Annotated in this window: 24 protein-coding genes; 10 read left to right on the forward strand and 14 right to left on the reverse strand. The window is 57.1% G+C overall.

All coding sequences use genetic code 11. The features are described from left to right. Positions 1–223: 223 nt before the first annotated feature. The gene (locus tag ACTJJI_RS01685; RefSeq protein ID WP_440652822.1) at positions 224–1123 is read right to left on the reverse strand and encodes a LysR family transcriptional regulator; all 900 of its coding nucleotides are present in this window, start codon (positions 1121–1123) and stop codon (positions 224–226) included. A 98-nt stretch (positions 1124–1221) separates the two neighbouring features. Between ACTJJI_RS01685 and ACTJJI_RS01690 the strand changes: the two genes are divergently transcribed. From ACTJJI_RS01690 to ACTJJI_RS01700, 3 genes are all read left to right on the forward strand, one after another. Then, positions 1222–1944: an SDR family oxidoreductase gene (locus ACTJJI_RS01690; protein WP_020684583.1), complete on the forward strand. Its 723-nt coding sequence runs from the start codon at positions 1222–1224 to the stop codon at positions 1942–1944. 116 nt (positions 1945–2060) lie between these two features. Next, positions 2061–2300, forward strand: coding sequence for a hypothetical protein (locus ACTJJI_RS01695; RefSeq protein WP_020684584.1), 240 nt, complete (start codon positions 2061–2063; stop codon positions 2298–2300). Positions 2301–2408: 108 nt separating this feature from the next. After that, positions 2409–2642 (forward strand): Atu4866 domain-containing protein, encoded by a 234-nt coding sequence (locus ACTJJI_RS01700; RefSeq protein WP_020684585.1) that lies wholly within the window; start codon positions 2409–2411, stop codon positions 2640–2642. 126 nt (positions 2643–2768) lie between these two features. Here the strand turns inward: ACTJJI_RS01700 and ACTJJI_RS01705 are convergent, their stop codons facing one another. Both ACTJJI_RS01705 and ACTJJI_RS01710 read right to left on the reverse strand, forming a co-directional pair. After that, positions 2769–3236 carry a GNAT family N-acetyltransferase gene (locus tag ACTJJI_RS01705; RefSeq protein ID WP_440652825.1) on the reverse strand — a complete coding sequence of 156 codons (468 nt, stop codon included), beginning with the start codon at positions 3234–3236 and terminating at the stop codon, positions 2769–2771. A 108-nt stretch (positions 3237–3344) separates the two neighbouring features. Continuing rightward, positions 3345–3800 carry a hypothetical protein gene (locus ACTJJI_RS01710; RefSeq protein WP_047024277.1) on the reverse strand — a complete coding sequence of 152 codons (456 nt, stop codon included), beginning with the start codon at positions 3798–3800 and terminating at the stop codon, positions 3345–3347. Positions 3801–4047: 247 nt separating this feature from the next. On the opposite strand from ACTJJI_RS01710, the gene ACTJJI_RS01715 reads away from it, so the two are divergent. Together ACTJJI_RS01715 and ACTJJI_RS01720 are read left to right on the forward strand one after the other, a co-directional pair. Beyond that, entirely contained in the window at positions 4048–4866 is an 819-nt protein-coding gene (locus tag ACTJJI_RS01715; protein ID WP_095454722.1) for an AraC family transcriptional regulator, read from the forward strand. A 75-nt stretch (positions 4867–4941) separates the two neighbouring features. Next, entirely contained in the window at positions 4942–5304 is a 363-nt protein-coding gene (locus tag ACTJJI_RS01720) for a cupin domain-containing protein (protein WP_095454654.1), read from the forward strand. Between the two features lie 72 nt (positions 5305–5376). On the opposite strand, the gene ACTJJI_RS01725 is transcribed toward ACTJJI_RS01720, so the two are convergent. Further along, a complete protein-coding gene (locus tag ACTJJI_RS01725; RefSeq protein ID WP_014831008.1) occupies positions 5377–6258 on the reverse strand; it encodes a LysR family transcriptional regulator in 882 nt (293 codons plus the stop codon). Positions 6259–6363: 105 nt separating this feature from the next. On the opposite strand from ACTJJI_RS01725, the gene budA reads away from it, so the two are divergent. The 4 genes from budA (at position 6364) to ACTJJI_RS01745 (ending at position 10232) form a co-directional block, all read left to right on the forward strand. Next, the gene (gene budA, locus ACTJJI_RS01730) at positions 6364–7143 is read left to right on the forward strand and encodes an acetolactate decarboxylase (RefSeq protein WP_014831009.1); all 780 of its coding nucleotides are present in this window, start codon (positions 6364–6366) and stop codon (positions 7141–7143) included. Then, positions 7115–8836: an acetolactate synthase AlsS gene (gene alsS, locus ACTJJI_RS01735; protein WP_153907813.1), complete on the forward strand. Its 1722-nt coding sequence runs from the start codon at positions 7115–7117 to the stop codon at positions 8834–8836. Before budA ends, alsS begins: the two co-directional genes overlap by 29 nt. Before the next feature lie 20 nt (positions 8837–8856). Then, entirely contained in the window at positions 8857–9627 is a 771-nt protein-coding gene (locus tag ACTJJI_RS01740; protein ID WP_014831011.1) for a (S)-acetoin forming diacetyl reductase, read from the forward strand. A 131-nt stretch (positions 9628–9758) separates the two neighbouring features. Further along, positions 9759–10232 carry a cold-shock protein gene (locus ACTJJI_RS01745; protein ID WP_023620402.1) on the forward strand — a complete coding sequence of 158 codons (474 nt, stop codon included), beginning with the start codon at positions 9759–9761 and terminating at the stop codon, positions 10230–10232. A gap of 69 nt (positions 10233–10301) precedes the next feature. Here the strand turns inward: ACTJJI_RS01745 and ACTJJI_RS01750 are convergent, their stop codons facing one another. From ACTJJI_RS01750 to betI, 10 genes are all read right to left on the reverse strand, one after another. Further along, positions 10302–11006: an ABC transporter ATP-binding protein gene (locus tag ACTJJI_RS01750; RefSeq protein ID WP_014831013.1), complete on the reverse strand. Its 705-nt coding sequence runs from the start codon at positions 11004–11006 to the stop codon at positions 10302–10304. Beyond that, positions 10993–11829, reverse strand: coding sequence for an ABC transporter ATP-binding protein (locus ACTJJI_RS01755; protein WP_014831014.1), 837 nt, complete (start codon positions 11827–11829; stop codon positions 10993–10995). Before ACTJJI_RS01755 ends, ACTJJI_RS01750 begins: the two co-directional genes overlap by 14 nt. After that, positions 11822–12655, reverse strand: a complete 834-nt coding sequence (locus ACTJJI_RS01760) for an ABC transporter permease (protein ID WP_046889102.1) — start codon at positions 12653–12655, stop codon at positions 11822–11824. The genes ACTJJI_RS01755 and ACTJJI_RS01760 overlap by 8 nt, the downstream gene beginning before the upstream one ends. Then, positions 12655–13668, reverse strand: coding sequence for an ABC transporter permease (locus ACTJJI_RS01765; protein ID WP_125364805.1), 1014 nt, complete (start codon positions 13666–13668; stop codon positions 12655–12657). Before ACTJJI_RS01765 ends, ACTJJI_RS01760 begins: the two co-directional genes overlap by 1 nt. Positions 13669–13733: 65 nt before the next feature. Further along, the gene (locus ACTJJI_RS01770; RefSeq protein WP_046889101.1) at positions 13734–15302 is read right to left on the reverse strand and encodes an ABC transporter substrate-binding protein; all 1569 of its coding nucleotides are present in this window, start codon (positions 15300–15302) and stop codon (positions 13734–13736) included. Between the two features lie 122 nt (positions 15303–15424). After that, positions 15425–17119 carry a thiamine pyrophosphate-binding protein gene (locus ACTJJI_RS01775; protein ID WP_262762109.1) on the reverse strand — a complete coding sequence of 565 codons (1695 nt, stop codon included), beginning with the start codon at positions 17117–17119 and terminating at the stop codon, positions 15425–15427. Between the two features lie 33 nt (positions 17120–17152). Then, the gene (locus ACTJJI_RS01780; protein ID WP_014831019.1) at positions 17153–17893 is read right to left on the reverse strand and encodes an SDR family oxidoreductase; all 741 of its coding nucleotides are present in this window, start codon (positions 17891–17893) and stop codon (positions 17153–17155) included. Between the two features lie 287 nt (positions 17894–18180). After that, positions 18181–19851, reverse strand: a complete 1671-nt coding sequence (betA, locus tag ACTJJI_RS01785; protein ID WP_440652833.1) for a choline dehydrogenase — start codon at positions 19849–19851, stop codon at positions 18181–18183. Positions 19852–19864: 13 nt separating this feature from the next. Continuing rightward, positions 19865–21337, reverse strand: coding sequence for a betaine-aldehyde dehydrogenase (betB, locus tag ACTJJI_RS01790; protein WP_440652835.1), 1473 nt, complete (start codon positions 21335–21337; stop codon positions 19865–19867). 13 nt (positions 21338–21350) lie between these two features. Next, positions 21351–21938: a transcriptional regulator BetI gene (gene betI / locus ACTJJI_RS01795; protein WP_014831022.1), complete on the reverse strand. Its 588-nt coding sequence runs from the start codon at positions 21936–21938 to the stop codon at positions 21351–21353. Positions 21939–22066: 128 nt separating this feature from the next. Between betI and betT the strand changes: the two genes are divergently transcribed. Next, entirely contained in the window at positions 22067–24100 is a 2034-nt protein-coding gene (gene betT, locus ACTJJI_RS01800) for a choline BCCT transporter BetT (protein WP_014831023.1), read from the forward strand. Positions 24101–24148: the final 48 nt, after the last annotated feature.

Genomic DNA, 24148 nt, shown 5'->3' on the forward strand with positions numbered 1-24148 from the left:
ACACATATTATTCATACGTATACATACTTTTTCTTGGCACATCGCATAATGTCCTCCTGATCGAACAGGATGCGGCTTTAAGAGTTGCATTGCCGGATGGCGGCTACGCCTTACCCGTCCTGCGAAAACCAATCATCAATTGCCAGCCATTAAACAAACCCACCTCGGCACTCACCGTAGGCCCGTGCAAGCGTAGCGCCGCCGGACGCAGCCATACCCCCGATTAAGCAGATTGCTGCCGCCATTCCCTGACATGGTCAATCAGGGCGCGGAGCTTTGGCGCAATATTGCGACGCTGAGGGAAGTACAGATAAAAGCCAGGAAAATGGGGAAGAAAATCATTAAGCAATGATACAAGCTGACCACCTTCAATATACGGCCTGAATGTTTCCTGAGTGGCAAGCGTTATGCCGCCACCGGCAAGAGCCAGCCTCAGCATCAGACGCAGATCGTTAGTTGTAATCTGCGGTTCAATCGCCATGTCGAACGCTTTCCCGTTCTCTTCAAATGGCCAGCGATAAGGCGCAACATCCGGGGCTGGTCGCCAGCCTATGCACCGATGATGCATCAGCTCACGCGGGTGAACGGGTATGCCGTTGGCAGCGAGATAGGAGGGAGAGGCAACCACCATCTCACGTTGCTTTCCGGTAAGCGGAATAGCAATCATATCTTTTTCAATGACTTCTCCGAGCCTCACGCCAGCATCGTAGCCTGCTGCCACGATATCAAACTCCTCATCCGTGACAACAATATCAAGCGTCACCGCTGGGTTCGCTGCCGCAAACGAGGCGATTAGCGGACCCGAAAGAAATTCTTCCGCAATCGAGGTCACTGCGATCCTGAGAAGGCCACGTGGCATATCGTCAGAAGCCATATCATCGAATGCGGCTTCAATACCGGCTACCGGTAATGACAGAGATTTATGCAGCCGATCTCCCGCTTCCGTTAAATTCACTGAGCGTGTTGTGCGCATGACCAGCATTGTCCCAAAGGCATCCTCAAGCCGTCGTATTCCCTGACTGACCGCCGAACGGGTAACGCCCAGCCGTGCCGCGGCCTTACTGAAACTATGCTCTTCTGCCACCGCGATGAAAACGGGTAAAAGGTTAAGATCAATCTTCATTGTTTAACGATGCTAACCAGTGAGTCCAGTGAGAGCAGGATACTGGAACTAATCGAGAGGATCTATTATCTCTTCGAACTCAACTGAAGGAGAGCATCATGAATAAAGTGATATTAATTACCGGCGCATCAAGTGGTATTGGAGAAGGCATTGCCAGAGAGCTTGGAAAAGCTGGCGCGAAGGTTTTACTGGGAGCACGCAGAGTGGAGCGTACCGAGGCGATTGCCGCAGAAATTTGCAGTGCGGGTGGTATCGCGAAAGCCCAGCAGCTGGATGTCACAAACCGACAGTCTATGGCTGACTTCGTACAGGCCGCGCTGGATAACTGGGGCCGTGTAGATGTTCTTATCAACAATGCGGGCGTTATGCCGCTTTCACCGCTGTCGGCTGGCAAACAGGATGAATGGGAGCGCACCATTGACGTTAATATCAAGGGCGTGCTGTGGGGAATTGGCGCCGTGCTTCCGCTGATGGAAGCGCAGGGCTCTGGTCAGATAATAAACATTGGCTCTATTGGTGCTCTTTCCGTTGTGCCAACGGCGGCAGTGTATTGTGCCTCTAAATTCGCGGTGCGGGCTATTTCAGATGGTTTACGCCAGGAAAGCTCGAAAGTCCGCGTAACGTGCGTTAATCCTGGCGTGGTGGAAAGTGAACTGGCGTCAACCATTACCCATGCGGAAACCATGGCGGCGATGGATGTTTACCGCGCTGTTGCACTTCAACCTGCTGACATTGCCCGTGCCGTAAGGCATATCATTGAGGCGCCGGAAAGCGTTGATACAACAGAAATAACCATCAGACCAACCGCGTCTGCAAACTGAAGCACGATTGTAATATTTACATCCATTTTAAATTAAATACATCTGGCGGGTATGGTGCCCGGTAACCGCTCGCCTTAACAAAATAAGGTATATCGCCAATTATCAGGAGAATCATCATGAGAAATATTTATTCTTTCACTGTAGCGGCAGTTCTGTCTTTCATGACTTTTAACAGTAGCGCCCAGACTATTAGTGCTGTCGACTCAACCATTGACAGCGCTGAGAAAAAAATCTCTTTACTGGCACAGGAGGAGGGTAAATCCTATGAAATCCTGGGAGCATCTGTTAAGAACAGGGTCTATATGACGGCAAGATTAATTTCTGATAATCCAAAAGAAACACTTCTGATGAAGTGAAAAATACGAGGAAAGCACCATTAAAAGGGTGCCGAAGCAACTCTGCAACAACAATGTCATTAATCTTATCGTGAATAGACATTCTAAGGACAATAGATGGAAAACGAAATGCTTTACACAGGTGTCTGGGTTACTGAAGATGGATTAATTCGCCATGAACTTTTACCGGATGGACGTTACGATGAAGCACGCGGCACCCGGCGTAGTGCCTACCAGGGGGACTATGAAATTCGTCAAAACAGAATCTACTACCAGGACGACTCCGGTTTTACCGCTGATGGGATCTTTGTCAGTAATGACGAACTTCATCACGCCGGAATGGTGCTTTTCCGTCAGAAGTAAATATTTTTCCATAACGAGCGAAATAGGTTTAATACATCATTAAGATGCATGCTTTGCTGAGTCAAAGCCATCGTTATAATGGCAATGGACTGCCTGATAAAATTTAAATTGTGCTATGCCTGTTTATCAGTCAGGTTTTTTACTATTTATATAAATATCAGGCCGCGTAATGGTCCATGCATAGTTTTCTCTGTTTACCGGCTCGTAGCCAAATTTTTCATAAAGCCAGGGCGCTGTGGTTGTAAATAACATCACCCTGCGGAGCTGAACAAAAATGGGGTGACTGTGTATGCATTCCATAACCCATCTTCCGAGCCCTTCTCCCTGGTATTCTTCAAGGACATAAACATCGCAAAGGTAGGCGAAGGTGGCGTAATCCGTTATCAGGCGAGCAAAACCAATCTGATTTTCATTATGGTAAACGCCAAAGTTAAGGCTGTTTTCGACTGACGCAGAGACAATATCCAGAGGAATGCCTTTTGCCCAGCTCGATCTCGTTAAATATCGATGGATGGCCTGTACATCCAGTTTTGCTCTGTCTGTACTCACCAGGTAGTTATTCTTACTCCATTCATATTTCTCTGCAATATTCACTTTTGTACCTGCCCGAAATGTAGTGGAAAATCTACCTTATCATTCGATACTCGACTTAACAGCTTTCAGCATCTTTTTACGGATCCTGCCGCTGCCCGGTCTCCCGGCTCAGTGTGCCGTGATATAGGGCTCTTTCACAAACTCCGCCAGCAGCCAGACCATATCATGCAGCAGCCCGGTCAGGTCTTTCGCCACGTTCGCAGGCAGCGTGCCGCCCATTACCGCGCGAGTGAGTGCCAGCGCATAATCCACCTGCAACGTCGTCTCCTGCCAGCAGTCCGGCACGCAGGAAACGATCGTTTCCCCCGCGATGAGCCGTTCAACCAGATGCGGTGGGAGTTCAGCATCACAACGTTCACGCAGGCGTTTAAGTCCTGCCAGCAAGCGCGCGCAGAGGGTAGCGTGGGTTACTGCATCGTCGGTTTCAACCAGCACGCTGACACAGGCGGCGCAGGCATCAACCAGTTCGAACAGATCCGCAGTGTCGGGAAGGGGCAGGTTAATAAGGTGATAAACCGCGCTATCTTCAGCGAGCGCGTAAGAAAATCCAGGGAGAGTCGTCATTGAGCATCCTCTTCAGGTAAAAATGTCGCGTCATGCTTGTGGGTTCCTGGCCCCGGTTACGGTGGTGCCGCAACGCAGGCACTTTACGGCCATGAAGATGTGATGAAAAGCCGCCATCCTGAATTACACAAGGTTACTTCCTGGTTTGCGAGGCGCCTTCCAGAAAGCCCTGCCATTCCTCTCTTTCCAAACACCATCCCCTGCGTTTATGGTGTGACTTACCCTCAACTGGCATCAGATGGCACATATGGCGAGCGAAAAAGAGAACAAAGACTGGGTCAAATTTGCACAAACGCCAGGGAAGATAGAGCGCATTGAGGCGTATTTCAGCGGGCATGGCTATGAGCCACATCGGCATGACACCTACGCGATAGGCAGAACCTTGTCCGGGGTACAGAGTTTTCACTATCGGGGCAGCCAACAACACAGCCTTCCGGGCGGGACGATGGTCCTGCATCCCGATGAAGTGCATGACGGAGAAGCGGGGACGACTGACGGATTTCAGTATCGGATGCTGTATATCGATCCCGCGTTAATTCAGAAAATCCTGGGCGGAAAACCGCTGCCGTTTATTCCCGGCGGGATCACATCCGATCCCCGGCTTTTCGCGGCGACGGAATCCCTGCTCAAAGCGCCAGAGGAAGCTGTTGATACGCTGGAAGAAGAGGATGCGCTCTACGATCTGGCCAGCACGCTGGCCATTGTGGGAGGGCAACGCGTTCGTCGATGCGCATTCGATTATCGTCGCGCAGAGCGTGCACGCGAGTATATACAAACCGAGTTTAGCCAGAACATTACGCTGGAGACATTATCCGCCGTCAGCGGCAGGGATCGCTGGAGCCTGAGCCGGGATTTTCGTGCACTGTACGGAACAAGCCCGTATCGCTATGTAACGATGCGCCGTCTTGAATATTGCCGACGTTTGATAGAGAAGGGGCTGTCGCTTGCTGAAGCGGCCGTTGAAGCCGGGTTTTCCGACCAGAGTCACATGACTCGCCAGTTTATAAAAACGGTGGGGATCTCGCCGGGACGCTGGCAAAAATTCATTCAAAACAGCCGTGCCTGAGTTGCACGATCGTTCAAGACTGGCGCAACGGCCTTACTCTATCCTGGTGACTTCTCAACCATAGGGAGTGTCACCATGTATCAACCTGTTAATCTGGAACATAAATTTTCCCTCTTTGACGCGCACTGGCAGCCGAAAGTCATCGCACAGATGAATGACTACCAGTTTAAAATTGTGAAAATTGAGGGAGATTTTATATGGCACTCGCATCCTGAAACCGATGAAGCATTCATCGTTGTCGAGGGTGTGTTACGTATTGATTTTCGTGACGGGCATGTGCTCGTCAATCCGGGGGAACTGTACGTGGTGCCAAAAGGTGTAGAGCACAAAACCTCTGCAGAGGGGACGGTAAAAATGATGATGATAGAACCTTGCGGTGTCCTTAATACCGGGCACGAAGGCGGGGAACGCACCGCCGAGAATGATGTCTGGATTTGACGCCAGAAGCTGTCTTGCCGGATGGCGGCTACGCCTTATCCGGCCTACAAAAACCACCAACCAAACCGGCCGCTACTCCTCGCTTATCATCGTCAAGAACCGCTTCACCGTCCGCGAGCGTTCAAAGCGTCGCCAGCAGAGCGCGATATCGGTATAAAGCTCGGGTGAGCTCAACGCATGATAGGTGACATTCGGCGGAGAAATGGCCGCCATCGATTTCGGCACCAGCGCGAAGCCGCCACCGGCGGAGACCATGCTCAGGGAGGACGAAAGCTGTGACGACTGCAGCGCGTGCTGTACGTCTATTCCGGCCCGTTCGCAGCAGCTGTAAACCCGGTCGAAAAGGCCGGGCGCGACCTCCTGCGGGAACAACACCACTGGCGTATCCCGGAGCTGCTCCAGCGCCAGATCGCCGCTTGTTGCGAGCGGGTGATCGCGATGCAGCGCCACCACCATCGGTTCCCGGTCAAGGATCTTTAACTCGAATGCCTTGCTGCTCTCGCACGGCAGGCGCACGAAGGCAATATCCAGTTCACCCTCCGCCAGCATCGCTGTCAGCGAAGACATATTGGCCTCCACCTGGTGTACCTGCACCGCCATGTTCTGTACCTGAAACTGACGAATGAGCGTGAAAATTTTGGGATGAAAAGCATCTGAACTGGTAATGCCAATCGACAGGTTACCGTTCAGACCGCGCGCGATGCCCCGGGCTTTCTCCAGCGCGGCGTCGCTCAGCGCCAGGATCTTACAGGCGTCCTCGTAGAAGGCTTCTCCCGCTTCGGTTAGCTCTACGCCCCGCGTCAGGCGTCTGAACAGCGGCGTGCCCACTTCCTCTTCGAGCCGTTTGATCTGCTGACTCAGAGGAGGCTGTGAAATACCCAGCGCTTCGGCCGCCCTGGTGAAGTGTCGCTCGCGTGCAACCGCGACAAAATACCGCAGATAACGAAGTTCCATATCTAAAACGTCTCAAACCAGCATGGATTCTATATTGGAACTCTCTGCTGAATCGGGTCAACATTTATTTAACCTTTCTAAATAAAGTTGAAGAGGACGAGCATGATGATGCACTCATCTGCCTGCGACTGTGAGGCCAGTTTATGCGAGACCCTGCGCGGGTTCTCCGCTAAGCATCCTGACAGCGTGATCTATCAGACATCGCTAATGAGCGCCCTGCTAAGCGGCGTCTACGAGGGGGACACCACCATCGCCGATCTGCTGGCGCACGGTGATTTTGGTCTGGGCACCTTCAACGAGCTGGACGGCGAAATGATTGCCTTCAGCAGCCAGGTGTACCAGCTGCGCGCCGACGGCAGCGCACGCGCCGCGAAGCCAGAGCAGAAAACGCCGTTCGCGGTGATGACCTGGTTCCAGCCGCAGTACCGCAAAACCTTTGATGCGCCGGTCAGTCGTCAGCAGATCCACGACGTGATCGACCAGCAAATCCCCTCGGATAACCTGTTCTGCGCGCTGCGCATCGACGGCAACTTCCGCCACGCCCACACCCGTACCGTACCGCGTCAGACGCCGCCATACCGCGCGATGACCGACGTGCTGGACGACCAGCCGGTGTTCCGCTTCAACCAGCGCGAAGGGGTGCTGGTCGGGTTCCGCACGCCGCAGCATATGCAGGGCATCAACGTGGCCGGCTATCACGAACATTTCATTACCGACGACCGTCAGGGCGGGGGACATCTGCTCGACTATCAGTTGGAGAGCGGCGTGCTCACCTTTGGCGAAATACACAAGCTGATGATCGATCTGCCCGCCGACAGCGCGTTTTTACAGGCCAACCTTCACCCCAGCAATCTTGATGCAGCGATCCGTTCCGTCGAAAACTAACAGGAGAACTACCGTGAACAGTGAGAAACAGTCACGTCAGTGGGCGCACGGCGCCGATATGGTTGTAGGTCAACTGGAAGCGCAGGGCGTGAAGCAGGTGTTCGGGATCCCTGGAGCGAAAATCGACAAAGTCTTTGACTCCCTGCTGGATTCCTCCATTGAGATCATCCCCGTACGCCACGAGGCAAACGCGGCGTTCATGGCGGCGGCGGTAGGGCGCCTGACCGGCAAAGCCGGGGTGGCGCTGGTCACCTCCGGGCCGGGCTGTTCCAACCTGATCACCGGTATCGCCACCGCCAACAGCGAAGGCGACCCGGTGGTGGCGCTGGGCGGGGCGGTGAAGCGGGCGGATAAAGCCAAGCTGGTGCACCAGAGCATGGATACGGTTGCCATGTTCAGCCCGGTCACCAAATACGCAGTGGAAGTCAGCTCTCCGGATGCGATTGCTGAAGTGGTGTCGAACGCATTCCGTGCCGCCGAGCACGGCAGGCCGGGCGGTGCGTTCGTCAGCCTGCCGCAGGATATTGTTGACCAGCCTGCCACAGGGGCGATTTTACCGGCCAGCGGCCCGGCGCTGATGGGCCCGGCTCCCGAATCGGCCATTAACGACGTGGCGAAACTCATCGACAACGCCAAAAACCCGGTGATCCTGCTGGGGCTGATGGCGAGCCAGCCTGCTAACAGCGCGGCGCTGCGTAAGCTGCTGGAGAAAAGCCGCATTCCGGTCACCAGCACCTATCAGGCCGCCGGGGCGGTGAACCAGGAACATTTCACCCGCTTCGCCGGACGCGTTGGCCTCTTTAACAACCAGGCGGGTGACCGCCTGCTGCACCTGGCGGATCTGATTATCTGTATCGGCTACAGCCCGGTTGAGTATGAGCCGTCCATGTGGAACAGCGGCGACGCCACGCTGGTGCACATTGATGTACTGCCTGCGTATGAAGAGCGCAATTATGTCCCTGACATCGAGCTGGTGGGCGATATCGCCGCCACGCTGAACCTGCTTGCCAGCCGGATTGACCACAAGCTGGAGCTCAGCCAGCGTGCGTCAGAAATCCTGGTCGACCGCCAGCATCAGCGCGATCTGCTCGATCGCCGCGGTGCCTCGCTCAACCAGTTTGCCCTGCATCCACTGCGTATCGTTCGCGCCATGCAGGACATCGTCAATAACGACGTGACGCTGACCGTCGACATGGGCAGCTTCCACATCTGGATCGCCCGCTACCTCTACAGCTTCCGGGCGCGTCAGGTGATGATCTCCAACGGTCAGCAGACCATGGGCGTTGCGCTGCCGTGGGCCATTGGCGCGTGGCTGGTCAACCCGGGCCGCAAGGTGGTGTCGGTGTCCGGTGACGGCGGCTTCCTGCAGTCGAGCATGGAGCTGGAAACCGCGGTGCGCCTCAACGCCAACGTGCTGCATATCATCTGGGTGGATAACGGCTACAACATGGTCGCCATTCAGGAAGAGAAAAAATACCAGCGTCTTTCCGGCGTGGCGTTCGGCCCGGTTGACTTCAAAGCCTATGCCGATGCCTTTGGCGCCAGGGGCTTTGCCGTGGAGAGCGCCGATGCCCTTGAACCGACGCTGCGTGCGGCGATGGATGTCAATGGCCCGGCCGTGGTGGCCATTCCCGTTGACTACAGCGATAACCCGCTGCTGATGGGCCAGCTCCATCTCAGCCAGATTTTGTGACTCACTATAAGGACAGAGAAATGCAAAAAGTTGCTCTCGTAACCGGCTCAGGCCAGGGGATTGGTAAAGCGATTGCGCTGCGCCTGGTGAAAGATGGTTTTGCCGTCGCTATCGCCGACTACAACGATGAGACGGCGAGAGCCGTCGCCGATGAAATCATCCGTAACGGCGGCAACGCCGTCGCCGTGAAGGTGGATGTCTCTGATCGCGACCAGGTGTTTGCGGCGGTGGAGAAAGCCCGCACCGCGCTGGGCGGTTTCAACGTGATTGTGAATAACGCCGGGATTGCGCCATCTACGCCCATCGAATCCATCACCCCGGAGATTGTCGACAAGGTCTACAACATCAACGTCAAAGGGGTGATCTGGGGTATGCAGGCCGCGATTGACGCGTTTCGCAAAGAGGGGCACGGCGGCAAAATCATCAACGCCTGCTCCCAGGCGGGCCACACCGGTAACCCGGAACTGGCGGTGTACAGCTCCAGTAAATTCGCAGTGCGCGGCTTAACCCAGACCGCTGCTCGGGACCTCGCGCCGCTGGGGATCACCGTTAACGCCTACTGCCCGGGTATCGTGAAAACGCCGATGTGGGCGGAGATCGACCGTCAGGTGTCCGAGGCGGCAGGTAAACCGCTCGGCTACGGCACCGAAACCTTTGCCAAACGCATTACGCTTGGCCGCCTGTCTGAACCGGAAGATGTCGCCGCCTGCGTTTCATACCTCGCCGGGCCAGACTCTGACTACATGACTGGCCAGTCGCTCTTGATTGATGGTGGGATGGTGTTCAACTAAATTCTAATAAGCTCTGACATGAGTTTTCCCCTGCCCCCGTGCAGGGGCTTTTTTTTGTCTCCTCCGCCATTGTGCATTACACTGCGCGCTGCAAAACTTTAGTCATTACGATCTGACAGGCGGTAACAGCGATGAACGGTACAATCACAACGTGGTTTAAAGATAAAGGCTTTGGATTTATCAAAGATGAAAACGGCGATAACCGCTATTTTCATGTGATTAAGGTCGCCAACCCTGATCTGATTAAGAAAGACGCGGCGGTGACCTTTGAGCCAACCACCAACAACAAAGGCCTTTCCGCCTATGCGGTGAAGGTGATCCCGGAAAGTAAACACCTCTATATTGCCGGCGAGCGTGTGAAGCTCACTTCCATCAAATCCTTCGTGGTGTTTAGCGAAGAAGAGCCTGCGGATACGGGCATCGACAAAGAGAACGCGGTGCTGTCGGTCGGGCTGCTGATGAACAACATCAAACCGAAATCCGACAAAAAGCCGGGCGAAATGCGCACGGTGAAGAAGCTGGCGATCACCACCTTCCAGAACACCACGCTGATCTTTACCGAAGATGAAATCGATATCGATGCTACGGTGAAGCTGCTGAAGTAATTGTTTGCCGGGTGGCGGCTGCGCCTTACCCGGCCTGGAAAACCCGTGCGGCGCTCGCCGCCGCACGGTTTACCCCATCCTGTGCTCACCCCTTAACATCGCCTCCCGATCAAACACCCGCTGGATCTCCCCGTGCGCCATAAACGCCGCCCGGTCGGACATATGCGCAATCACGTCCGCATCGTGGCTGACCAGCAGATAGGTCATGCCGTGCTCGGCTTTCAGGCGGTTGAGCAGATTCAAAATTTCTGCCTGCACCGACATATCCAGCGCCGAGGTTGGTTCGTCCAGCAGGAGTAGCTGCGGGCGCAACAGCAGCGCACGGGCTATCGCCACGCGCTGACGCTGGCCGCCGGAAAGCTGGTGCGGGTAGCGCTTACCCGCATCGGCGGATAACCCCACCTGCTGCAACGCATCCGCCACTTTCTGTGCAATCTGCGTCTCGCCGTGGATTTTCAGCGGCTCCGACAGCGTGCGCAACAGCGTGTGGTTCGGGTGCAGCGAGGCCCACGGATCCTGAAACACCATCTGCACGTTGCGGCGCAGCGGGCCGGTAAAACGCTGCCCTGGCTGTATTGTTTCGCCCAACAGAGAGAGACTTCCGCGCCACTCGCGCTGCAGCCCCGCCAGCACGCGCAACAGGGTCGATTTACCGCAGCCGGAGCCACCGATCAGGCTGAACGTTTCGCCTTTTTCGATGGTAAAACGGGCACCGGACACCGCCGTTTTCTCACCGAAGGTGACCTGAAGCCGATTGACGTCAACGAGGGCCATTGCTTGCCTCCTTCCAGGGCTGCGTGCGGTCGAGCGTTGGCAGCATCTGGCCGTACGTGTCGGCGTTCGGCCGGCAGGTCCACAGGGTGCGCGTATACGGATGCGTCGCCTGCGAAAGCTGGCTTGCCGCCATCTCATCGACCTTCTCGCCCTGATACATCACCAGCACGCGGTCGCAGTGTTCTGCCACCAGCGGCAGGTCGTGGCTGATGAGCAGCATCGCCATCTGCCGGGCTTCGCACTGCTGTACCAGCAATTCGAGGATCTGGTTGCGCAGGCGCGCGTCCAGCGCCGAGGTGGGTTCATCGGCAATCAGCACCTGTGGGTTGTTGATCAGCGCCATGGCGATCATTACCCGCTGGCCCATGCCGCCAGAGAGTTCACCGGGATAACGCGCCAGCACGTTTTCACTCAGCCCGACGGCGCGAACAATGTCATGAATGCGCGCCACGCGCTCTGCACGGGGCAGGCGCTGATGCAAGGTCAGCGCCTCGTCAAGCTGGGCAAAAATGCTTTTCACCGGGTTGAGGGCATAACGGGGATCCTGCAATACCATCGCAATGCCGTTGCCGCGTAGCGCCTGCCAGCGGCGGGTATTCATCGTCAGCACATTGTTGCCCAGCACGTTAAGCTGCCGGGCACTCACTACGCCGGGCTTACGTACCAGCCCCATCAGGGCGCGGGCTGACATCGATTTGCCCGAGCCGGATTCGCCCACCAGCGCCAGCCGCTCGTTGCCTAACGTAAAGCTCAGGTTATTGACCACGCGGGCGGCGGGGTAGTCGATAGTCAGCGCATCGACGATGACGCGTTGTTCAGTCATGTTGCGGCTCCAGTACATCACGCAGGCCATCGCCCAGCAGGTTAAAGGCCAGGCTGGCGAACAGGATCGCGCCGCCCGGAATGGCGGCAATCCACCACTGGTCGAAAATCACCTGCATACCGTCAGCAATCATCGCCCCCCATTCGGCCATTGGCGGACGGGCGCCGAGGCCAAGGAAACCCAGCCCGGCGGCGGCCAGAATAATCCCCGCCAGATCCAGCGCTAAACGTACAATCGCCGAGGGCAGGCACAACGGAAGAATATGACCCACCAGCAGCCGCAGGCCGCGAATGCCCATCATCTCTGCGGCGGCCAGGTAATCGCTGTGGCGCAGGCGCTGAATTTCACTCCGCGCCTGACGCGCGTAGGCCGGCCAGGTGGTTAAGGCCAGCGCCAGCGCGCCGTTAACCAGGCCGGGGCCGAGCATCGCCACAAACGCGAAGGCGAGGATCAGGCGCGGCATCGACATCACCACGTCGGTAAAGCGCATCAGAATGCGCTCCAGCCAGCCGCCGTAGTAGCCGGACAAAATCCCCACCAGCAGACCGGCGGGCAGGGTGATAACGGTGACTAAAGCCACCAGCCCCAGCGCCGGACGGGTGCCGTAAATTAAACGCGAGAGCAGATCCCGCCCGTAGCTGTCGGTCCCCAGCCAGTGCTGGCCGTTCGGTGCCTGCAGGCGCGCGGCGGCGTCCTGCCAGTTGGGATCAAGCGGCGCAAGCCACGGCGCGAAAAGGGCGAACAGCACCAGCAGCGCGATGGCAACCAGTCCGCAAAAGGCGGCGGGGGAGCGGCGCAGGCGGCGTAAGAAAATAGAGAACGGCATCAGCGCACCCTGGGATCGGTCGCCCGCACAAGCAGGTCGGTAAGGTTATTGATCAGCACAAAGCAGACGCCAGTCAGCAGCGTACCGCCCATCACCGCGGTGGTATCGCCGGCGAACAGGGCGGTGGTGAGGTAGCGCCCGATGCCCGGCCACGAGAAGACGGTTTCGGTTAATACCGCGCCCTCCAGCATGCTGGTGTAGGCCAGTGCGATGACCGTCAGCAGCGTACTGCGTATGTTGGGCAGCACGTGTCGCAGCAGGATGGTCATCTCCCCGGCCCCTTTGGCGCGGGCGAGCAGAATGTACTCTTTGTTCATCTCGCTCAGACAGGCGGAGCGCGTCAGGCGGGTGATACTTGCCAGCGAGTAGTACGCCAGCAGCAGCACCGGCAGTACCAGATGGCTGACGGCATTACGAAATGCCTCCCGGTCGCCGGAAAGCCAGGTATCCACCAGCGCAAAGCCGGTCCTCGGCTCCACGGTAAACTGCCAGATATCGTCCAGCCTGCCGGGACCGGCACTCCACTGCAGCTTCGCGTAGAACAGGGCCAGCATCAGCAGCCCGAGCCAGAAAATCGGCACCGAGTTGCCGAGCAGGGTGAGCGTGCGAAGGGCTAAATCGAGCGGCGATCCGGCGTAGCGGGCGCACAACACCCCGGCAATCACGCCGAGTACGGTACCGATAATCAGCGCCAGGGTTGCCAGTTCGAGCGTGGCGGGAAAGGCGTGCAGCAGATCCTGCAGTACCGGCTGTCCGGTGGCGCTGGCGGTGCCTAAATCACCGTGGGCGAGGTTTTGCAGATAGTGCCAGAACTGCACGGGCAGGGGCCGATCCAGCCCGAGCTGGTGGCGAACCTGATTGTAGGTTGACTGGCTGGCGTGATCGCCGACGATCTGCAATACACGATCGACCGGAGAAAAGGCAGAGAGCGCAAACGTGACGAGCAGCAGCCCGAACAGCGTGAGCAGCAGGGTGAGCAGACCCTGAAGCACGCGGGTGGAAAGATGTGGCATGGGAAAACCGTTATCCTGAAAATATGCACGGACGGCTCCCTCTCCCACAGGGAGAGGGGGAAAAGCTACTTCGTAACGCGATCGTACCAGACCATATCCGCGTTCAGCCCCTGCTGATAGCCCTTCACGTTATCGCGCACCACAATCTGGGTTTTGCCCTGGTCAACGAACACGTACGGCGAGTTATGCTGTAACTGTTCCTGCATCTTCTTGTACAGATCCAGACGTTTTGCCGGATCCGGCTCGGCAACCGCCGCCAGCGTAGCCTTGTTCAGCTCCGGAATTTTCCAGCCGTTAAGTCCGGCCACGGTGCTGGATTTTTCGTCGTTCCATGCGAAGGCGCTGGCGTTGGAGTGTGCATCGAAGTAGTCCGGGATCCACAGACGAATGGCCGCCTGATGCTGTTTCGCACGCACGCGGGCGTACACCTGGCTACCCGCTGCGGGCAGCAGATCCACCTTCACGCCGCCCTGCGCGAAGCTCGCCTGCATCGACTGGGCGATGGTGATAAACGGCGCCTTGTTCTCCACGTCCAGGGTGAAGTGCGCGTCTTTAATGCCCGCTTTCTCGAGGATTGCTTTCGCTTTCGCCGGGTCAAATTTAAACGGATTGTCTTCCAGCGCGCCCGGCAGGCCGACCGGCAGGAAACTCTGATGAACAAAATACTGGCCTTTGAGCAGGTTTTTGGTGATGCCGTCATAGTCCACCAGCCAGCGCGCCGCTTCCCAGAAGGCCGGGTTATTCAACAGCGGGTTGGCGCTGTTGCCGGTGTTAAACACCAGGTAATTCTGCTCGGCGGACGGGATGCTCAGCACCTTCACGCCCGGCTTGCCCTCGAGCGCGCTAATCTGGTCTGCGCCCAGATCGCGCGCCACGTCGGCATCACCCTGCTGGATCAGCAGGCGGCGTGAAGCCGGATCGGGGACGTTTTTAATAATGATGCTTTTCAGCTTTGGCGCACCGCCGGGGGCGGAGTCGTTGGCTTCCAGCACGATAGCCTGATGCGGTTGATAGACGCGCATTTTGAACGCGCCGCTGCCCGCCGAGTGCATTTTCAGCCACGCGTTGCCAAAGTCGTTATCTTTCACGTTGGCCGCCACCTGCTTCTCATCCACGATAGAGGCAATCGGCGTGGAGAGAATATTCAACGCCACGGCAGGGCTGACGTCCGCTGTCCAGTGGAGCTGCACGGTGTGGTCATCCACTTTTTTCAGCTGGCTGGCGATGTTGCTCGCCTCCCAGCCCAGCACGTTGAGGATAAAGGCCGGGGATTTGTTCAGCGTCACGGCGCGGGTATACGAGAAGATCACGTCTTCCGGGCGTAGCGGGTTGCCGGAGGCAAATTTGGCATCGGGCTTGAGCTTGATGGTCAGGGTTTTTGCTGCCGCGTCGGCATCCCAGCTTTCCGCCAGAATCGGGGTGATTTTTTCCGGGTTATCGCGGTCCGGCTGTACCAGGCGCTGATACAGGCTCGGCACGGTCTGGATGCTGGAGAGCTCGTTGGCTTCTGCCGGGTCGAGGCTCACAATGTCATCCAGGCCCTGGGCGACAACCAGCGTGTTGGGCGGAGTAGCGGCGTGCGCGGCGCCTGAGAGAGCAGCCAGCACCAGTAACGGCAGCAATTTTTTCGTCATAGCGATCCCTGAAGAAGATATATTGTTTGTTTTATATTCCGTTACGTTAGGCTGGCTGATGTCTTACGCAAAGTCGAAATTCTGCTTTGCTTATGCCCTGCGGGAATAACGCATGCGCCTGGTTAATCCGGAGAAATCGCGATTTCAATCAAATTGGTTTTTCCTGACTGCAGTCCGCGTGCTACCGCTCCGGCGATATCTGCAGCCTCGGTTACCCGGCAGCACTGAACGCCCATGGCGGTGGCCAGCGACTGAAAATCGATATGCGGGTTAACCAGATCCATCCCGATAAAACGTCCCAGCTGTGTCGAGCTGTAGTCTGCCTGGCTTTTCATAAAGTTTTTCAGGATGTTGTACTCCCTGTTGTTCATCACAATAAAGGTGACGGGCAAATTTTCATGTGCCGCGGTCCACAGTGCCTGCGGCGAGTAGAGTGAGGCACCGTCACCCAGCAGGCATACGACCGGCTCGCGGCCAAGGCCCAGTGAGTGGCCCACGGCGGCAGGCATTCCCCAGCCCAGTCCGCCGCCGCGCATAAAGTAGTAGCGCTGATGCTGCTGGTCAGAGATAAACCGGCGGACATGCCTGGCGGTGGCAATCGCCTCATCGACAATAGTGGTGCCCGCCGGAATGGCGCGGATGACTTCCCAGGCCGCGACCATCGGGGCAATCGTCGGGCGTAGCCGCTCGGCAGACAGACGTTCCTCCTGCTGCTGCCACTCTTTTTCACGTTCATCGCGGGCCGCAATCAGCAACCGCTGGTGGGTCAGCGTGCTGGCAAGCAGGCGCTGTTCCAGCTTCGGCAGCAGTTCGCGCAGGGACAGTTTGATATCTCCCATTACCGAGAGCCGTGTGGCATACGTCCGGCCAAGTTCGTTCATATCGGCGGAGAGTTGGTAAACCGCACAGCTTCCCGGGATGGCGTCCCCTTCGCTGTACAAAATGGTGATCAAACTTCTGCCGCCGATAATAAATACCGCGTCGTAGGCGTTCACGATGCTGGCGATCTCGCTGGCGGTGGTGGGCATATTGCCGCGCCAGAGGGCGTGTTGCGTGGGGAAGGGCAGGTTCAGCGGCCAGGAAGAGCCATAAACATGGGCGCTCAGCGTTTCCGCCAGCTGGACAATCTCCGGCGTTGAGCCGCTGGAGTGAACTTCATCCCCGGCCACGATCATGATCCTCCCGGCGGGCACCTGGCTTAGCTCCTCCGCCAGTTCGTCCAGCGAACCGGCAACGGTGTGGTAGTTTACTCTGGACGCCGTTTGTATCCCGGCATCGCTGAGCTCTTCCATCACGTTCATCGGCAGGGAGAGCAGCACCGGTCCGGCAGGGGGATAGCTGGCAGCGTGAAATGCGCGGCGAACCAGCACCGGCAGCTGATCGGCACTGGTGACCTCCTGTGCCCATTTCATCACCGGCGCGCCAATGGAGACAATGTCATCATACAGAAGCGGATCACGCACATAGTGGCGCGTATCCTGCTGACCGACGGTGACCACCAGCGGCGTTTTCATGATCCGGGAATTAATTAAATTCCCCATGCCGTGCCCAAGACCACTGGCGGTATGTAAATTGATAAACCCGGTTTTGCCGGACGCTTTTGCATACCCGTCGGCAATGGCGACCACGCTGCTCTCCTGCAGGGCCAGAATATAGTGAATATTTTCATGCCGGAGCAGGGCATCTATTAGCGGGAGTTCGGTGGTGCCAGGGTTACCGAAAATATATTCCACGCCTTCACTCTCCAGCACTTCGAGGAGAATGTCGGCCCCGGTTCGCATATTTAAATCTGATAAGGACGTTAATGATTTAATCATAATGACACCTCATTCAGTATTATTTAAGGCATGCTAAAATTCTTCCTGCGTCGGTCGGACAATAATTTCATTGACATCAACGTCGCTGGGTTGTTCGATTGCAAATAAAACGGCCCGGGCAATGGCCTCTGCCGGGATCGCCTGCTTATAGAATTCTGCGAGAAACGCCAGACTTTCTTTATCAGAACTGCCGTACTGCAGTTCACTTTCGACAGCCCCCGGAGAGATAAGCGTGGTGCGGATAGTTTTGCCTGCCTCCTGGCGTAGCCCTTCGCTCAGCGCGCGGACGGCGAATTTGGTGGCGCTGTAGACGACCCCGCCAGGGGCAAGCACCCGAATGCCCGCCACGGACGCCACGTTGATAAAGTGTCCGCTGCCCTGACGTTGAAACACCGGCAGCGCGGCGGCGATGCCATACAAGACCCCTTTGATATTGGTATCGATCATCCGATCCCATTCATCGGTTTTCCGCTCGCTGATGGGGGCGATAGCCATAAATCCGGCGTTATTGATCAACACATCCACGCGCTGCCAGGCCGCTACGGCAGCATCGATGGCTTTCTGAACCTCTTCCTGGCGGGTTACGTCGGCCTGCACGGCGATGGCCTGTCCACCTGTCTGAGTGATGTTGTCGACAAGGGCGTTTATTCTGTCCAGACGACGTGCGACCAGTACCAGAGAAAACGCTTTATTCGCTAAATGAAGAGCAACAGCCTGACCGATACCGCTGCTGGCGCCGGTGATCACGACGACGCGGTTTGCACTATTATTCATGATGTTATCTCACTGTCGGGTGATGCAAAATAAATAAAATGCAGGAAGCCATTAAAGAACCATGACATATTCTTTAATGCTGATTGCGATATATTCTGTATAAAGGCAGGAACAGACTTCGATTAAAACTTAATTCTCGTGGGGCAGAGTGTCAACACACTTTTAAATAATTAAATTAATTGTCTTGCTAATATTTAATTCTTATAGATAAAAGCAGATTTTTTAAATGGGAAATTCATATTGAAAACCCTCTCCTTTTTACAGAGAGGGTGTAGCAATTATACCTTCTACGTTTGCTGACGAACCGGCGCTCCGTTCGCCACATAATACGCCGCTGTACTCTTCGCCAGCGGCTCGCACCCGCGAATGGCATCAGCTATTTTCTCGCCAATCATAATGGTGGTGGCATTCAGGTTGCCGGTGATGATCTGCGGCATAATTGACGCATCCACCACGCGTAACCCTTCCAGCCCGTGAACGCGGCCTTCGCCATCGACCACCGCCATCTCGTCATAGCCCATCTTGCAGCTCCCGCAGGGGTGGAAGGCGGTTTCAGCGTGGTTACGCACGAACTCGTCCAGCTGTTCGTCGGTCTGGCACTCAACCCCCGGGCTGATTTCGCGGCCACGGTATTTGTCCAGCGCGGGCTGATGCATGATTTCGCGGGTGATGCGAATCGCATCGCGGAACTCCTGCCAGTCCTGCTCGTGGGACATATAGTTGAACAGGATCGCCGGATGCTGGTGCGGATCGCGCGATTTAATACGCACGTGCCCGCGGCTTGGTGAGCGCATCGACCCAACGTGGCACTGGAAGCCGTGCTCTTTTACCGCATTCGAGCCGTTGTAGTTAATCGCCACCGGCAGGAAGTGGTACTGAATGTTCGGCCATTCGAACTCCTCCCGGCTGCGGATAAACCCACCCGCTTCGAAGTGGTTGCTCGCCCCCACGCCGGTGCCGCCAAACAGCCACTCGGCGCCAATCTTCGGCTGGTTCCACCACTGCAGGGCAGGGTAGAGGGAGACCGGCTCTTTACATTCGTACTGGAGATACATCTCCAGGTGATCCTGCAGGTTTTCACCCACGCCGGGCAGATCGTGCACCAGCGGAATATCGAACTGCTTCAGCAGTTCCGCGTTGCCCACGCCGGAGCGCTGCAGGATCTGCGGAGAGGCAATCGCCCCGGCGCACAGCAGCACCTCTTTGTTTGCTGTGGCTTTTGACGGGATGGTGCTTTCGCCCTCCAGCCACTCAACGCCCACGGCGCGCTTGCCGTCAAACAGAATGCGATCGGTCATGGCGTGGGTGCGGATGGTCAGGTTCGGGCGCTGTTTCGCCTGATCCAGATAGCCGCGCGCGGTGCTGGCGCGTCGCCCCTGCGGCGTGACCGTCCTGTCCATCGGGCCGAAGCCTTCCTGCTGATAGCCGTTGAGATCGTCAGTGCGCGGATAGCCCGCCTGTACCCCCGCTTCCACCATTGCCTCAAACAGCGGGTTCACGCCCGGCTTCGAGGTGGTGACGCTCACCGGGCCGTTGCCGCCGTGGTAGTCGTTCGGACCCACGTCGCGGGTTTCGGCCTTACGGTAGTAGGGCAGGCAGTTGAGATAGCGCCAGTGCTCCAGACCCGGCTCTTTCGCCCAGTTGTCCAGATCCATGGCGTTGCCGCGGATATAGCACATGCCGTTGATGAGCGACGACCCGCCCAGCCCTTTACCGCGTCCGCACTCCATGCGGCGGTTGTTCATGTACGGCTCAGGCTCGGTTTCGTACGCCCAGTTGTAGCGCTTGCCCTGCAGGGGAAATGCCAGCGCGGCGGGCATCTGGGTGCGGAAGTCAAAACGGTAATCCGGGCCGCCCGCCTCAAGCAGCAGCACGGTGGTGTTCGGATCTTCAGTCAGTCGTGTTGCCAGAACGTTGCCGGCAGAGCCGGCACCAATAATGATGTAGTCAAATTGCAAAAAAACCTCCCGGTTAAAATATGGACTGGAATTTACCCATCTCAACCTGGATGGACTTCACCTGGGTGTAACTCTGGAGCGTCATCACGCCATTTTCGCGGCCAATGCCGGAGTGTTTGTAGCCGCCAACCGGCATCTCCGCCGGGGATTCACCCCAGGTGTTGATCCAGCAGATCCCCCCCTCAAGCTGATGAATCGCGCGGTGGGCGCGGTTCAGATCGGCAGTGACAATGCCCGCCGCCAGCCCGTAGTCGGTATCGTTAGCGCGGCGGAGAGCCTCTTCTTCAGATTCATAGGTGAGGATGGACATCACCGGCCCGAAGATCTCTTCGCGCACGATGGTCATCTCGTCGGTGCAGTCGGTGAACACGGTCGGGGCGACCCACGCGCCGTTGTCAAAGCCGTCGCCCTTCAGCACGTCGCCGCCGCACAGCACGCGTGCGCCTTCTTCTTTGCCTTTGGCGATATAGCGCAGCACATTGTCGCGGTGCGGGAAGCTCACCAGCGGGCCAAAGTTGGTGTTTTCATCGAACAGATCGCCCGCGCGGATGCGGCCCACGCGTTCAACAATTTTCTGCTCAAACGCGGCTTTGAACTTCGCCGGTACGAACACGCGGGTGCCGTTGGTGCACACCTGGCCGGAGCTGAAGAAGTTGGCCATCATGGCGATGTCGGCGGCGAGATCGAGATCCGCGTCGTCAAACACAATCAGCGGCGATTTACCGCCCAGCTCCATCGTCACCTCTTTCAGGGACGAGGCCGCCGAGTTCGCCATCACCTTTTTGCCGCTGGCGACGCCGCCGGTGAAGGAGACTTTCGCGATGCCCGGATGCTCGGTCAGGAACTGGCCGGTCTCCGCGCCTACGCCCGGCAGAACGTTAAACACGCCGTCCGGCAGGCCCGCTTCGGTGTAGATCTCCGCAAGCTTCAGGGCGGTGAGCGGGGTGACCTCGCTCGGTTTGAAAATCATCGCGTTGCCCGCCGCCAGCGCCGGAGCGGATTTCCACAGGGCGATCTGGATCGGGTAGTTCCACGCGCCAATACCCGCGACCACGCCCAGCGGCTCACGACGGGTGTAAACGAAAGAAGTGTCTCGCAGGGGGATCTGGCTGCCTTCCAGCGCCGGGATCAGCCCCGCGTAGTACTCCAGCACGTCCGCACCGGTGACGATATCCACGGTTGAGGTTTCGGAATACGCTTTACCGGTGTCGAGGGTTTCCAGTTTCGCCAGTTCATCGTTACGCTCGCGCAGGATATCGACAGCGCGACGCAGGATGCGAGAACGCTCCATGGCGGTCATCGCCGCCCAGATTTTTTGCCCCTGCTGTGCACTTTGTACGGCGCGATCGACATCCTCGCGCCCGGCGGCCTGTACGGTCGCCAGAACCTCGCCGTTGGCCGGGTTGATGGTCTCGAAGGTGCGACCGCTGGTGGCGGATGTATAACCACCATTGATATAAAGCTGCTGTTCTGCCATTCGGGACATAAATTCTCCTCGGTTAATCGGTCGATAAATGCTGGCTGATGAAGTGGCTGGTGAGCGACTGGGCCAGGTTTTTATCCAGCGGTTTGCCGCTCAGGGCCGCGCGCAGCCATAGCCCGTCGATCAGTGCCGCGAGCCCGTAGCCTGCTTCCTGGGCCTGTTCGCGCGGCAGTTCGCGGCGGAACTCGTACACCAGGTTTGAGAGCAGACGACGACTGCTCACCTGCTGCAACCGGTAGAGCATCGGCTGATGCATGCTGCTCGCCCAGAAGGCCAGCCAGGCTTTCATTGCCGCGCTGCTGATCTGCGTTTCATCAAAATTGCCGCCGACAATGGCCTGCAAGCGTTGCTCTGCGCTGCCATCCGGCAGGGCGTGCAGGCGGCTCAGGACCGCATCGCGCAGCTGGCCGGTGATGTCGCGCATGGTCGCTTCCAGCAGACCATTTTTATCCCTGAAGTAGTGACTGATGATCCCCGTGGAGACGCCCGCACGACGGGCGATCTGCGCGATGGTCGCGTCATGCATTCCCACTTCATTTATTGCTTCCAGCGTGGCGTTGATCAGTTGCCTGCGCCGGATCGGCTGCATCCCCACTTTGGGCATTTTTGCCACTCCATTCATCAGCGTTGGTTAACCATTAAAGCGGTTTTTGATTGGACGTTCAATATAAAATGTGTCTTAATTGTTGCGGGTTTGGATTTTAATAGTTACAAAAACAGTGGGGATACTGGATGACAGATCTTTCGCAAAACAGAGAAAAGGACAAAATCAATCCGGTTGTTTTTTATACTTCCGCAGGACTGATTTTGTTGTTTTCCCTGATGACGATCTTCTTTAGAGACTTCTCTGCCGAGTGGATTGGGCGCACCCTGAACTGGGTGTCGAAGACCTTCGGCTGGTACTATTTACTGGCGGCGACGCTCTATATTGTCTTTGTCGTCTGCATTGCCTGTTCGCGCTTTGGCTCGGTGAAACTCGGGCCCGAACAGTCAAAACCCGAGTTCAGCCTGCTGAGCTGGGCTGCGATGCTGTTTGCCGCGGGCATTGGCATCGACCTGATGTTCTTCTCCGTGGCCGAACCGGTCACACAATATATGCAGCCACCGGAAGGGGCAGGGCAGACGATGGAGGCCGCGCGCCAGGCGATGGTCTGGACGCTGTTCCACTACGGCCTGACCGGCTGGTCGATGTACGCCCTGATGGGGATGGCGCTCGGATACTTTAGCTATCGTTATAATTTACCCCTTACCATCCGCTCCGCGCTGTACCCGATTTTCGGTAAAAAAATAAACGGCCCGATTGGTCACAGCGTGGATATTGCGGCGGTGATCGGCACCATCTTTGGTATCGCGACAACGCTCGGGATTGGCGTGGTGCAGCTCAACTACGGGCTGAGCGTGCTGTTTGATATTCCGGATTCGATGGCGGCGAAAGCGGCGCTGATTGCGCTGTCGGTGATTATCGCCACCATTTCGGTGACGTCCGGTGTGGATAAAGGTATCCGCGTGCTCTCCGAGCTGAACGTGGCGCTGGCGCTGGGTCTGATCCTGTTTGTGCTGTTCATGGGTGATACGTCATTCCTGCTCAATGCCTTAGTGCTGAACGTGGGCGACTACATAAACCGCTTTATGGGCATGACCCTGAACAGCTTCGCCTTTGACCGCCCGGTGGAGTGGATGAACAACTGGACGCTGTTCTTCTGGGCGTGGTGGGTGGCGTGGTCGCCGTTTGTCGGCCTGTTCCTGGCGCGTATTTCACGTGGCCGCACCATTCGCCAGTTTGTGATGGGCACGCTGATTATCCCGTTCACCTTTACCCTGCTGTGGCTCTCGGTGTTTGGCAACAGCGCGCTGTTTGAAATCATTCACGGTGACGCAGCGTTTGCGCAGGAGGCGATGGTGCATCCGGAGCGCGGGTTCTACAGCCTGCTGGCGCAGTATCCGGCGTTCACCTTTAGCGCCTCCGTTGCCACCATTACCGGCCTGCTGTTTTACGTCACCTCGGCGGATTCCGGTGCGCTGGTGCTGGGGAACTTCACCTCAAAGCTGAAGGACATCAACAGCGATGCGCCAAACTGGCTGCGCATCTTCTGGTCGGTGGCCATTGGCCTGCTGACGCTCGGCATGCTGATGACCAACGGGATTTCCGCCCTGCAGAACACCACGGTGATCATGGGTCTGCCGTTCAGCTTTGTGATCTTCTTCGTAATGGCCGGGCTGTACAAATCGCTCAAGGTGGAAGATTACCGCCGCGTCAGCGCCAGCCGCGACACCGCGCCGCGTCCGATGGGCGCCCAGGACAGACTGAGCTGGAAGAAACGTCTCTCACGCCTGATGAACTACCCGGGCACGCGCTATACCAGCCAGATGATGGAGACGGTCTGTTACCCGGCCATGGAAGAGGTGGCGCAGGAGTTGCGATTACGCGGTGCTTACGTGGAGCTGAAAAACCTGCCGCCGGAAGAGGGCGAGACCCTGGGGCACCTGGATCTGCTGGTGCATATGGGCGACGAGCAGAACTTTGTTTATCAGATCTGGCCGCAGCAGTATTCGGTGCCCGGGTTTACCTATCGCGCGCGCAGCGGCAAATCGACCTACTACCGGCTGGAGACGTTCCTGCTGGAAGGCAGCCAGGGAAATGATTTGATGGACTACAGCAAGGAGCAGGTGATTACGGATATTCTGGACCAGTATGAACGGCACCTGAACTTTATCCATCTGCACCGGGAAGCGCCGGGGAATAGCGTGATGTTCCCGGATGTGTAAATTGAGAGTCGGTTAATGAACGGCGCTATATCTTCGGTATAGCGCCGA

This window comes from Enterobacter sp. 22466, assembly GCF_052044775.1.
GTDB classification, from domain to species: domain Bacteria; phylum Pseudomonadota; class Gammaproteobacteria; order Enterobacterales; family Enterobacteriaceae; genus Enterobacter; species Enterobacter dissolvens.